General features: G+C 73.5%; 9 protein-coding genes and 1 tRNA gene. 5 read left to right on the forward strand and 5 right to left on the reverse strand.

From position 1 onward, the window contains the following. Positions 1–87 precede the first annotated feature (87 nt). A complete protein-coding gene (locus tag F6B42_RS04120; protein ID WP_150418295.1) occupies positions 88–1,290 on the reverse strand; it encodes a diacylglycerol/lipid kinase family protein in 1,203 nt (400 codons plus the stop codon). Between the two features lie 68 nt (positions 1,291–1,358). Here F6B42_RS04120 and serS point away from each other — a divergent pair, with 68 nt between their 5' ends. The 3 genes from serS to F6B42_RS04135 all read left to right on the forward strand — a co-directional run bounded on the left by serS (position 1,359) and on the right by F6B42_RS04135 (position 3,739). Then, a complete protein-coding gene (serS, locus tag F6B42_RS04125) occupies positions 1,359–2,624 on the forward strand; it encodes a serine--tRNA ligase (protein ID WP_150418296.1) in 1,266 nt (421 codons plus the stop codon). A 134-nt stretch (positions 2,625–2,758) separates the two neighbouring features. After that, complete coding sequence (locus F6B42_RS04130; RefSeq protein WP_150418664.1) at positions 2,759–3,583, forward strand: HAD-IIB family hydrolase; 825 nt, start codon at positions 2,759–2,761, stop codon at positions 3,581–3,583. 68 nt (positions 3,584–3,651) lie between these two features. Next, positions 3,652–3,739 (forward strand) — tRNA-Ser (locus tag F6B42_RS04135). Between the two features lie 49 nt (positions 3,740–3,788). On the opposite strand, the gene F6B42_RS04140 is transcribed toward F6B42_RS04135, so the two are convergent. From F6B42_RS04140 to F6B42_RS04150, 3 genes are all read right to left on the reverse strand, one after another. Then, entirely contained in the window at positions 3,789–4,379 is a 591-nt protein-coding gene (locus F6B42_RS04140) for a hypothetical protein (protein ID WP_150418297.1), read from the reverse strand. Then, complete coding sequence (locus tag F6B42_RS04145) at positions 4,376–4,918, reverse strand: RNA polymerase sigma factor (protein ID WP_150418298.1); 543 nt, start codon at positions 4,916–4,918, stop codon at positions 4,376–4,378. The genes F6B42_RS04140 and F6B42_RS04145 overlap by 4 nt, the downstream gene beginning before the upstream one ends. A 431-nt stretch (positions 4,919–5,349) precedes the next feature. Continuing rightward, positions 5,350–7,809: an acyltransferase family protein gene (locus F6B42_RS04150; RefSeq protein ID WP_150418299.1), complete on the reverse strand. Its 2,460-nt coding sequence runs from the start codon at positions 7,807–7,809 to the stop codon at positions 5,350–5,352. Between the two features lie 136 nt (positions 7,810–7,945). On the opposite strand from F6B42_RS04150, the gene F6B42_RS14935 reads away from it, so the two are divergent. Both F6B42_RS14935 and F6B42_RS04155 read left to right on the forward strand, forming a co-directional pair. Next, entirely contained in the window at positions 7,946–8,683 is a 738-nt protein-coding gene (locus F6B42_RS14935; RefSeq protein ID WP_223878325.1) for a hypothetical protein, read from the forward strand. 74 nt (positions 8,684–8,757) lie between these two features. Beyond that, positions 8,758–10,416, forward strand: a complete 1,659-nt coding sequence (locus tag F6B42_RS04155) for a RecQ family ATP-dependent DNA helicase (RefSeq protein ID WP_223878326.1) — start codon at positions 8,758–8,760, stop codon at positions 10,414–10,416. A gap of 9 nt (positions 10,417–10,425) precedes the next feature. Here F6B42_RS04155 and F6B42_RS04160 read toward each other — a convergent pair whose 3' ends face one another. Then, positions 10,426–12,117: a helix-turn-helix transcriptional regulator gene (locus F6B42_RS04160; RefSeq protein ID WP_150418301.1), complete on the reverse strand. Its 1,692-nt coding sequence runs from the start codon at positions 12,115–12,117 to the stop codon at positions 10,426–10,428. Positions 12,118–12,248: the final 131 nt, after the last annotated feature.

A 12,248-nucleotide genomic window follows, 5' to 3' on the forward strand; every position in this document is an offset into this window, starting at 1 on the left:
CGCGTCCGGCGAGCCCGCGGGATTCACCCGCGACCGGCACCCTGTCCGGCCGGATCGACGGAGTTCTGCACGCGGGGCGTCCCGGGTTCAGGCGTGCGGCAGCTCGTGCCCCGGCGGGACGGCGACGACCAGGCCGCCGGCATCCACCCGCGTCTGCACGTGCCGTGCTTCGCCGAACTCATCGCCGTCGAGCTGCACCGGGTGCGGCTCCTGCGGAGCGAGGGCGACGCCGCGGCCGCGGGAGTAGACGACGGCGCTGTCCTTCGTGCGCAGCGAGAGCACCCGCCGACCGGCGCGGAACTTGCGGAGGAAGCTGTTGTCCCACGCGACGCGCCGCCACACGAGCAGCCACCCCCAGAAACCCTTGGGCTGCATGATCACGACGTCGAGCTGTCCGTCGGTGACCGACGCCTCGGGGATGAGTTCGAGCCCCGCCTGGAGCGACCCGCAGTTGGCGAACAGCACGCTCTGAACGCGCGCAGCGTGCATCCGGTGCCCGTCGAGCTGGTAGACGACGCGGAAGGGCTTGGCGTTCACGAGCGATCGGGTCGCGCCGTCGACGTAGGCGACCCAGCCGACGGACTTCTTCAGCTGTGGATTCGTGTTCGCGATCATGGCGGCGTCGAGCCCCATCCCGCCCATGACGACGAACGCGTGCTCCTCGACCTCGCCGCCGTCGCGCGTGAGGCGCGCCCAGCCGACGTCGATGGGGGTCCGGTCGCCCGAGAAGGCCGCGCGGATCATCGCCTCGGGGTCGGCCAGCGGCAGTCCGAGGTTGCGGGCGAGCAGATTGCCCGTGCCGCTCGGGACGATCGCGAGCGGGATGCCGCTGCCGCTCATCTCGCCCGAGACCGCCCGCACCGTGCCGTCGCCGCCGGCGACGAGCACTGCGTTCGCGCCGGCCTCGAGGGCCTGACGGGTGACGTCGTCGCCGAGGTCGTCGACGGTCGTCTCGTAGAACAGCGGCTCCTCCCACCCGGACTCCTCGGCGATCCGCACGACCTGCTCGCGCAGCGCGTCGCCGTCGACCTTGATGGGGTTGTAGACGAGCGCGGCCTTCGGGTTGGGCTTCTCGGCGCCACCGGCCATCGGCTCGGTCTCGCCCTCGGGGCCGACGCGGCGCGCCTCGCCGGTCTCGCCGTCGGCGGTGTCGGGTGCGACGTCGTCGGGCTCGCGGATGACGTCGTCGGGGGCGGCGGCCCGCTCGGGATCGGGCGAGGGCGCCGGTGCTCCGGCGTCGCCGGAATCGGTCGTGTCGCGCGCGGGGATCTGGTCGGACTCGGTCGCCATGGCTACACCCTAGGGCCGGGTGGTCGGCGGCATCCGCCCCCTTGCGCAGGCGACCATAGACTTGTCGGGTGATCGACCTCGCCCTTCTCCGCGACCAGCCCGACGTCGTCCGCCGCTCGCAGATCAAGCGCGGCGAGTCGCCCGACACCGTCGACGACGCCCTGGCCGCCGATCAGGCGAGGCGCGCGGCCATCACGGCGTTCGAAGAGCTCCGCGCGGCGCAGAACGCCCACGGCAAGACCGTCGCGAAGGCGCCGAAGGACGAGAAGGCCGCGCTGGTGGCCGAGGCGAAGGAGCTCAGCGAGCGGGTGAAGGCCGCTCAGCACGCCGTCGCCGAGGCCGAGGCCGCGGCCGATGCGGCCCTGTCGCGCATCGAGAACATCGTCATCGACGACGTTCCGGCCGGCGGCGAAGCCGACTTCGTGACGCTGCGCACGCACGGCGAGCCGGCCGCGTTCGACTTCGAACCGCTCGACCACCTCGCCCTCGGCGAGAAGCTCGGCGCGATCGACATGGAGCGCGGCACGAAGGTCTCGGGCAGCCGGTTCTACTTCCTCACCGGCATCGGCGCACGCCTCGAGCTCGCCCTCATGACGCTCGCGCTCGACCGGGCGCTCGCCGCCGGGTTCACCCCGCTGATCCCGCCGACTCTCGTGCGGCCCGAGGTCATGCGCGGTACCGGATTCCTCGGCCAGCACGCCGACGAGATCTACCATCTCGACGACGACGACCTCTACCTCGTCGGCACGAGCGAGGTGCCCCTCGCCGGGTTCCACATGGACGAGATCCTCGACCTCGGTCGCGGCGCCAAGCGCTACGCCGGCTGGTCGACCTGCTATCGCCGCGAAGCGGGGTCGTACGGTAAGGACACCCGCGGCATCATCCGGGTGCACCAGTTCAACAAGCTCGAGATGTTCGTGCACACGACGCCCGAGGACGCCGAGGCCGAGCACCTGCGTCTCGTCGAGATGCAGGAGCGGATGCTGCAGGACCTGGGGCTGTCGTACCGGGTCATCGACGTCGCCGCGGGCGATCTCGGCTCGAGCGCCGCGCGCAAGTACGACGTCGAGGCGTGGGTCCCCACGCAGGGCGCCTACCGCGAGCTCACCTCGACCTCGAACTGCACCACCTACCAGGCGCGCCGACTCGACATCCGCTACCGGCCGGACGGCGGCAAGACCGCGCCGGTCGCGACGCTCAACGGCACCCTCGCCACCACGCGCTGGATCGTCGCTCTGCTCGAGACCCACCAGCGTGCCGACGGGTCGGTCGTGATCCCCGAGGTGCTTCGCCCGTACCTGGGCGGCCTCGAGATCGCGGAGCCGCTCGCGTGACGGCCGGTGCCGACGGCGGTGCGCTTCCCGAAGCCGCGCCGGATGTCCTTCCCGACGCTCTGCCCGACGCCGGCAGCGTCGAGGTCGCCCCGCCGGCCGAGGCGGCGGAGATCGTCGAGGACGTCGCCGACCGGATGCCGGTGGCCGCCGGCGCGGCACGGCTGCTCATCGTGCTCGACATCGACGGCACCGTGCTGCTCGAGGACGAGACGCTGAGCCCCGGCGTCGTCGAGGCCGTCGCCGACGCGCACGCCGCCGGCCACGAGGTCATGCTCGCGACGGGCCGGTCGTGGGAGGGGACCCACGGCATCCTCGGGGCGCTCGCGCTGACACCGGACTACGTCGTCTGCTCGAACGGCGCCGTCATCCTCAAGCGCACCGACGAGGCGTTCGCCGACGCTCTGGCGTACGAGCGCTTCTACATCGAGACGTTCGACCCGAGCGAGGTGCTGGGGCTCCTCCGCGAGCACCTGCCGCACGCGCGCTACATGGTGGAGCTGCCCGACGGGCGCCGGCTCTACACCGAGGAGCTGCACGACTGGAACCTCCACGACGCCGACAAGGTCGCCTTCGAGCGCCTGTCGGACCAGGAGGTCTGCCGCGTCGTCGTGGTCTCGCCCGACGAGACCGACTCGGACTTCGTCGAGCTCGTGGATCGCATCGGGCTCAACAAGGTCTCCTACGCCGTGGGCTGGTCGGCGTGGCTCGACATCGCGCCGCAGGGGGTCGACAAGTCGACCGCGCTCGAGCGCGTGCGGGGGTGGCTCGGCATCCCGCCGACCGACGTGCTCGTGATGGGCGACGGACGCAACGACGTCGGGATGTTCCGCTGGGCCCGCGAGCACGGCGGCCGGGCGATCGCGATGGCGCAGGGACCGGCCGAGGTGCTGGCCGAGGCGTCGGAGACGACGGTGTCGGTGCAGGAGGGCGGCGTCGCCGCCGTGCTGCGCGCGCTCTGAGCCCGGCGCGAGGTCACGTTTTCCGCGCTGCGAGCCGGGTAGGATCGGGGTTCAGCGGTTCGCCGCTGGGAGGGTTGTCCGAGCGGCCGAAGGATCCAGTCTTGAAAACTGGTGGGCAGCAATGCCCCGTGGGTTCGAATCCCACACCCTCCGCCACGTGTCCGTCGCCGAGTGCGGCGCGGCCGGTGCCGCACTCAGCCGACGCTCAGCCGAACGCCGCGTCGTACACCGCGGTCAGGCCGGCATCGGCGACCCCGCTGACGCCGCACGTGACGATCATCCCGTCGCTGTTCGCGCTGATCAGGTAGCTCTCGCCGTCGACGAACACGATCGGCTCGCCGTCGATGCCGCCGCCGGTGCCCTGGGTGACCGTGACGGTGTCGCCGACCTCGCCCTCGAAGCGGTCGGTCACCGACAGCGTCACCGTGCCGTCATCGATGCCGGTGACGTCGGCGCGGAAGGCGGTGCCGAAGCCCGCGACCGCGTCGGGGGTGACCTCGGCGCACATCGCCGCCGGCCCACCCGCGACGGGCTGGGTCAGCTCGGTCGCGGCCATCGACGTGCCGACGAGGGCGGGCACCGCGAAGGCGGCTGCGGCGACGGCGGCGACGCCGGCGCCGAGTCCGCCGACGAGCAGCCCTCGACGGTTGGCGCGCGTGCGGGTCGGGGTGTTCTGCGTGTTCATGGTGTCCTCCACGAGTCGAACGATCTGATCGCTCCGCAGCGGCGGCAGCGATGAAGCCGGGTCGCCCGCTCGGAGCAGTCGGCGCGTGTGGTCCTGGTCTGCATCGTTCACGGTTCGTTCCCTTCTCTCGTAATGACCTGTCCGGAGGACGGTTGCGTCTTACGCCAGGCATCCTCGAATCGCCGACGTGCGCGGTGCAGCCGCACCGTCGCGGCGTTGACAGTGACGCCGAGCACTGACGCGATCTCTCGCGGGGCGAGCTCGTCCCACGCCCACAGCCGCAGCACCTCGGCATCCGCGGGGCGCAGGTCGGCCAGCGTCGCCCGCACCTCGTCGTCGACGGGGCCGCCGGGCTCCGCCACCACCGCGGCCGGCGGATCGAGCACGGCGATCTTCGCTGCCAGCCGGTCACGCCGTCGCGCCGCGCGCTGCGCGTTCGCGAGCTGCAGCCGCGCGACGCCGATCGCCCAGGGGACGACCTCGGCTACCGCCGGCGTCCGGTCGCTGCGCCGCCAGAGCACGGTCAGGGTCTCGGCGAGCACATCGTCCGCGGTCGCGGCGTCGGTGCGCCGCCGCAGATAGCGGCGGACGGGGTCGGCCACGAGCCGCACCGTCTCCTCGAACCGCGCGCGGGCGGACAGCGGTGACACATTCTCCACGCTGGACCATGTCCGGCACGGGCGCGACTCTTACACACCCCTGAGCGCGAGATTTCTCGTCCCGGGCCGGAGGGCGGGCTGGGGCCGCAGCGCGTGCCCGGGCTCGTTCTCAGGAGAAGACGCGTGTGGGCGGGACTGAACGAGCCGACGAGCGCACGGTTCCTGAGAAAGTGAGCGCGGCGCGGCGCGGCGCGGCGCGGGGCGGTGCGGTCGCAACGCGCGACGCGGTGAGGGCGAGTCGTTGCGGCCGAGGTGAGCGACGAGCGGGGAACGGGCTCGCGATCGTGCTCGTACTCAGGAGATGAGGGCGGCTCCGATCAGTTGCCGGCGGATTCTCCGGCGCGTCTCCTGAGAACGTGCACGGGCGCGGCGAGGGGACCCGGGCCGGTGGGCGGGCCGGGGCCGCAGATCCGAGCCGCGGTTCAGAGCAGGCCGCGGTCGGCCAGCTGCTGACGGATCACCGGGGCGAGGTGCTCCGCGAACGCGACCGTCAGGTGCGTCCGGTCGTATCTGGTCGGGATGTCGCCGGCGAACGCGGGGCAGACGTTCTCCCAGCAGCTGAAGGGCAGCGAGCTGATGGCGGTGTCGCCGGATGCCGCGGCCACCCGCTCCGCCGCGTCCTCCATCTGCAGCCACGTCGTCGAGACGCCCGCCGCGCAGTCGTAGGGCGAGCGTGTCGGGGTGTAGCACCGGCCGAGGTCGGCACCCTCGGGCGGCGGAGCGAGATGGACGATGCGACCCGGCATCCCATAGGTCGCCGCTTCGGCCTGCTGCGATGCCAGCAGTGCGTCGGGGGAGAGGTTCGAGCCGCCCGGCGTGTGCCCGAGCGTGTAGGCGTTCGAGACGACGACGAGGGTCGGTGCGTCCGCGGCGATCATGGCCCGGACGTCGGCCTTGCGCTGCGGGCACGCGTCCATGACCCCGGCGCCGTCGTTCTGCACGGCGAGGTCGGTGAAGCGGCATCCGTAGAGTCCGACCGTCGTCACGCGGATGCCGCCGCCGCTGTCGTCGGCCATCTTCCGGAACGCCGGGGCGTACGCCATCGCCGTCGAGTCGCCGACGAGGTAGATGCGGGTCGGAGCGTCGCCGCGGCCGACGCTGCAGCGACCGGCATCGGGGCTGACGTCGGGGGCGAAGCAGTCCCGCGCGGGGTTCGAGGTCGAGGAGCGGGCCATCACCTCGTCGAGCGAGGGATGGAGCTCCGGCCACGAGCTCGCGCCGACGGCCGCGGCCAGCTCGTCCTGGACGGCCGCCGCGGCGTCCACCGTCGGCGAGTCCGCGCCACCGGCCGGGTCCGCCGCGTCGGCGACGGGGGCGTCCGGCAGGAGCGGTCCGAGCACCGATCCGCCGTAGGCCGTCTGGACGACCAGTACGACGACGAGCGCCGCGACGGCGACGCCGAACGCCGAGCCGAGGGCCCGCGGTCCGAAGCGCGCGCGCCAGGCCGCCCAGGGCGAGCTCGCGGCGTCGGCTCCAAATGCGCGGGGGTCGCCGGATGCGTCGTGCGCCGCCTCGGCGGGCGTCGCCCCGACCGGTGCCGACTCGACCGCGGCGGTCGCGGGGTCGACCATCGCCTGCGCGGGGACCCGTCCGGGGTAGTACCGCGTTCCCGGCGACCAGCCCGCCGGGCGCGTGGACAGGGCGGGAGCGGGTGTGTCGGCGGGCGTCGTCGCGCCCGCGTCGGCGCTGGGGTCGGCGCTGGGTGCGTCGGCGCTGGGGTCGGCGCTGGGTGCGTCGGCGCTGGGGTCGGCGCTGGGCGCGGTGGTGGGGGCATCAGCCTCGACCGCTGTCGCCCGTCCCCGCCCCGGGACGTGCCGCAGCGGCTGCTCGATCGCGGCGTAGGACGCGATCGCGAGCACAGCCGTCACCCCGAGCACGAGACCGGTCGCGACCGCGCCGCCCGGCAGCAGCGCGGCCGCGAAGACGATCACCGGGAAGTGCCACAGGTACAGCGAGAACGAGATGTCGCCGACGAACACCGCCACGGGGTTCGTCAGCGGGAACAGGTGCCGGTGACGCGGATCTCCCGCGGCGCCGCCGGCGATGACGAGCGCCGTCGCGGCGACCGGGAGCGCCGCCCACGGGGCGGGGAACGCCGACGCCTCGGGATCGATCACCGCGAACGCCGCGACGATGCCGGCGACTCCCAGCCAGGCCGATGCGCCGCCGATCACCGGCGGGATGCGCCGCAGCAGCGGCAGCGCCGCGGCCAGCAGCGCGCCGACGCCCAGCTCCCACGCGCGGGTGACGGTCGAGAAGTACGCGACCGTCGGGCTGTCCGCCGTCTGCGCGAGCGCCCAGACGAAGGATGCCGCGACCACGACCGCCGCGGCGGCTCCCACGAGCACCCTGCCGGCGCGCCCCCGTCGTGCGGCCCTCGGCAGCAGCCCGACGAGCAGGAGCAGAGCCACCGGCCAGACGATGTAGAACTGCTCCTCGACCGCCAGCGACCAGAAGTGCTGCAGCGGTGAGACCGCGTCGCCGGCGTGGAAGTAGTCGGTGCCGAGGTCGGCGAAGCGCCAGTTCGCGGCGAAGACGGTCGACCACGCGGCGTCCTGCAGGGTCTGGGCCGTCCGGGCGGACCCGAAGACGAGCGCGGCGACGCCCGCCGTCGCGGCGATCACGGTCAGCGCCGCGGGCAGGATGCGGCGGACCCGTCGCATCGCGAACGCACCGAGACGGATGCGGCCGTGCGCCGCCAGGTCGCGCAGCAGGCCGCCCGTGATGAGGAAGCCCGAGATGACGAAGAACACGTCGACGCCGACGAAGCCGCCGCGCGGCCACCCGACGGCGTGCGCGCCGATCACCGCGAGGACGGCGAGGGCGCGCAGGCCCTGGATGTCGCGTCGCGCGGGGGTTCGGGTGGGGGTCGGGGTAGTCACATGCGTTTCCGGAAACCGCGACACAGCCTAGTGGGAGCGATACCACCGACGGTGAACGTCACCGCGGCCCTGCACCAGCGACGGCTCCGGCGCAAGCCCCGCGCGGGTCTCGCCCGGGATGTCGTCCACTCGGTGCATGCACGCCTCCGCCTCCCGTCCCGTCGCAGCAGCGGCCCCCGCAGCCTTCGCCGGGCGGATCCTCCGGACGGTGTTCGCCGGGATGCTGGTGCTGCGCCGGCCGCGCCCGATCCACGCGCGCGGCGAGCTGTTCGACGGCGCCGTCCGATGGCTGCGCGGGCCGCGGGACACCGGTCTCGGCTGGGTCGACGACCCGGAGCCGGGGTCCTCGGTGCCGGTCCGCGCGCGGCTGTCGCGCTCCCTCGGGCTCCCGGACGGGCTGCCCGACGTGTGGGGCCTCGCCCTGCGGGTGCCCGGTTCGGATGCCGAAGGCGCACAGGACGACCTCGACCTGCGGGCGCGCGCCGCGGACGCGGACGACGCTCACATCGAGTTCGCCTCGACGGGCGCCGGGGTGCCCCTGAGGTTCGCCCTGGTGCCGCACCGCCGACCGGAGCGGGCGCGCCTCGGCATCCTGCTGCCGTACCGCGGCAGCCGGGGACCCGTGCTGCTGCTCGCGCGCACGATCGCCGGCGACCCGCACCATCGCCTCGGCTGGCGGCTGCTGCTCTCGACGGCGTCGCCGCTCGGGCGCTGGCGCGCGTTCGCCGAGCTCGAGCTGCGCCCGTCGCCGGATCAGGACGACGCGCTGCGCTTCGACGCCGGCCGGCATCCGCTGCCCGGCTCGGACGTGTACCCGTGGGTGCGGGCGTTGCGCCAGCCCGCGTACGACCGGGTGCAGCGGGCGGGCGCGTGAGCGCGGCGGTTCCACATCGCGCCGATCGGCGCAAGCCACCTGCGACAGAGCCCGCGCCGGGATGGACTGGATCCGTGCAGCCCGACGAGATCGCCCGTGTCGCCCGAGAGTCCTTCGGCATCGAGGAGCTGCGACCGCAGCAGCTCGACGCCATCGAGGCCGCCGTCGCCGGACGCGACGTGCTCGTCGTGTGGGCGACGGGTGCGGGCAAGTCGGCGGTCTACCAGGTCGCCGCGGCGCTCCGGCCCGGTCTCACGGCGATCGTCTCGCCGCTGATCGCGCTCCAGGAGGATCAGCTGGCGCGGCTCGTCGACGCACCGGACGCCCCCGACGGAGTCGCGCTCAACTCCGCGCGCGGTGTGCGGGCGCAGCGCGAGGCATGGGATGCGATCCGCTCGGGGGAGGCGTCCTACGTGCTGCTGGCCCCCGAGCAGCTCGCCAAGGACGACGTCGTCGCCGAGCTCGCCGCGGTGGGCGTCTCGCTCCTCGTCGTCGACGAGGCGCACTGCATCGCGGCATGGGGTCACGACTTCCGTCCGGACTACCTCCTCCTCGGCGACGTCGCCGAACGGCTCGGCCGTCCGCCCGTCCTCGCGCTGACGGCGACGGCGACCAGTCCCGTCCGCACCGAGATCATCGAGCGGCTCGGCATGGACGACCCCACGATCCTCGTGGGCGACGTCGACCGCCCGAACATCGAGCTGAACGTCCGCCGGCACGAGACCGAGAGCGAGAAGCGGGATGCCGTCGTGGACGAGGTGGCGGGGCTGCCGCATCCGGGTCTGCTCTACACGGCGACCCGTCGGTCGACCGAGGAGTACGCGGAGCGGCTGAGCGACCGCGGGGTCCGAGCCGTCGCCTACCACGCCGGGCTGACGGCGAAGGAGCGCACGCGCGTTCACGAGGCGTTCCACGACGGCTCGGTCGACGTCGTCGTGGCGACCTCGGCGTTCGGGATGGGCATCGACAAGGCCGATGTGCGATTCGTCGTCCACGCCGACATCCCCGACTCGGTCGACGCCTACTACCAGGAGCTCGGACGCGCCGGACGCGACGGAGAGGCGGCGACGGCGACGCTCCACTATCGCCCCGAGGATCTCTCCCTCCGCCGGTTCTTCGCCGCCTCGGCGCCCAAGCGCGGCGAGCTGAAGCGCCTCGTCTCGGCGATCTCCGGCGGCACCCGGCGCCGTGGCGAACTGGCCGAGAAGGCGGATCTGTCGTCGCGGCGGGTCACCGCGCTCCTCACGGTGCTCGTGGACGCCGGCGCGGTGCGGGAGGCGCGGGCAGGCGCGGCGCTGCGTCGGGGCATGACGATCGAGCGCGCCGTGACCGCAGCGCTCGAACGCGCCGACGAGCGCGAGCGCATCGACCACTCGCGCATCGACATGCTGCGGGCGTACGCCGAGACGCGGCGGTGCCGCCGCGCGACGCTCCTCGGCTACTTCGGTCAGGACTACGTCGAGCCGTGCGAGAGCTGCGACACGTGCCGGGCCACCGCCGCCGACCGCACCGCCGCGGCGACGGACGGCGCGGAGGCGGCGGGTGCCGACGCGGCGACGGATGCCGAGGCCGCCCCGTTCGCCGTCGATGAGACGGTGCGTCACCACGAATGGGGCGAGGGCACCGTCATGGCCGTCGAGGACGACCGCGTGACCGTCTTCTTCGAGTCGCAGGGCTACAAAGTGCTCTCGATCGAACTCGTCGAGGAGCGCGGGCTGCTCGCCCCGGCCTGAGGCGGCGCGTCAGCCTGCGCTGCCGCGTCCGAACCTCCGCACGAGCTCGCGCCGGCTCGGCAGGCCGAGCCGGGACAGGATGTTCGCGACGTGGAAGTCGATCGTCTTCTTGGAGAGGTAGAGGATCTCGGCGATCTCGGCACTCGTGAAGCCTTCCGTCACGAGCTCGGCGACGCGTCGCTGCTGCGCCGTGAGGGTCGCGAGCGCGTCGCCGCTGACGCGCGACAGCTGTGCGGCGGTGCTCTCGATGATGCGGGTGCACAGGCCCTCGAACCCTCGGGCGCCCATCGCCGACAGCTCGCCGCGAGCGGCCTCGTACGACTCCATCCCCTCGGTGGGGTCGCCGTAGAGCGAGACGATCGTGCCCACCACGAGCCGCACCCACGTGCGTCCGAGCGGATCGTCGCCGTCGCTGATCGTCGTGCGCGCCCGGCGGGCCGCCACCAGGGCGGCGTCCGACTCGCCGTCGATCTGCGCGAGCAGTGCGGTGTGCGCCCAGAAGTAGGCGGTGTCCTCGGCGCCGGATTGCTCGTCCCGCCACGATCGCACGAGCCGTCGGTACCGGTCGTGCCGCCCGAGGTTGCGCAGGGCCATCCCCCGCAGCGCACGCCACTCGTGGTCGGTGTAGATGCGGCGGTACCCGGGCTCCTCCGCGTCGTCGAGCAGGCGCAGCATCCCGGACCAGTCGTTCCGTCCGATCACGATCGCGAGCTGCGCGTGGAACAGCATCGTGGATCCCTGCACGCTCGGCTGCTCGACGAGCACGGCCTGAGCCGCGCGGACCCGCTCCGACGCGGTGCGCAGGTCGCCGCCGGTCGCGGGATGCAGCGTGTCGACCGACGCGAGGAGGCCTCGGGTCCAGGCCGCACCGACGACGTCCACGTCCCGGACGAGCTCGGCGGCGCTCCGCGCGCCCTGCCAGTCGCCTTGGCGGTACTTCACGTGAGCGAGCCGCGCGTTGGCCGATGCGCGCAGATGGGACCGAGGCGGCAGCAGCGGGATGCCGCGCGCGATGCTCACGGCGCCGGCACCGAACTCGCCGCGGGCAGCGAGCACCTGGCCCATCGCGACGAGGGCAGGGCCGTGGTGAGAGCGCAGCAGATTGCGGGCGCGGGGCACGGCGAGGGCTTCCGCGAGCGCGTCGAGGCGGGCGGTTCCGTCGAAGGTGTTCCACTCGACCATCACAGCGGGCACCATCATCCGGAACCACAGGGCCTCGATCGCCGATTCCGGCGCGCCGGCCGCGCGGGCCCGGTGCAGAGCGGCGTCGGCGGCCTCGACGAACCAGGTCGATTCCGCCCAGCGGGCGCGGTCGATGAAGATCGTCGCGGCGCAGGTCGCGAGCGTCGCCGCCAGGAGGTCGTCATCGCCGCGCAGCCCCGAGACCGCCGAGCGCAGCGCCGACATCGTGCGCTCGTCGTCGGGGTCGTGGAGGGCGAGGAGGAAGGCGCGCGCCGCTTCCGTCACAGCGGTCCGCGGAAGCGCGGCCAGCTCGTCGGTGTGCGCGGCCAGCTGGGGGAGAGCGATCAGCTGGGTGTCGAGTGCCACGATCGGCGCGATCAGCCGCGGGTCGCCGTGATCGGCGGCGAGGGCGAACAGCTCATCGGCGACGACGTCCCATTCCGAGCGCGCCCAGGCGCCGCGGACCCGGTCGGAGGCGTCGTCGGGCAGCACGTCCGCCCATGCGTCGTCGAGAGCCATCCGCGACCTCCCCTGGGGTCCATGCTCACACATCGGCGCCGTTCGGCCGGGATCCCAGTTCCCCGACCCGGGGGCCTGGGATCGGATACCAGTTCCGGCTGTTTCCGGCATGCCGCGGCTCGCCTGCGAAC

This window comes from Microbacterium radiodurans (assembly GCF_008710705.1).
In the GTDB taxonomy this organism is placed as follows: domain Bacteria; phylum Actinomycetota; class Actinomycetes; order Actinomycetales; family Microbacteriaceae; genus Microbacterium; species Microbacterium radiodurans.

What these genes read in the sequence shown, in the direction of transcription:
- F6B42_RS04160 (WP_150418301.1), bottom strand. Translation starts at nt 12,117, where the DNA reads ATGGCTCTCGACGACGCATGGGCGGACGTGCTGCCCGACGACGCCTCC.
- F6B42_RS04130 (WP_150418664.1), top strand. Translation starts at nt 2,759, where the DNA reads ATGCCGGTGGCCGCCGGCGCGGCACGGCTGCTCATCGTGCTCGACATC.
- F6B42_RS04120 (WP_150418295.1), bottom strand. Translation starts at nt 1,290, where the DNA reads ATGGCGACCGAGTCCGACCAGATCCCCGCGCGCGACACGACCGATTCC.
- F6B42_RS14935 (WP_223878325.1), top strand. Translation starts at nt 7,946, where the DNA reads ATGCACGCCTCCGCCTCCCGTCCCGTCGCAGCAGCGGCCCCCGCAGCC.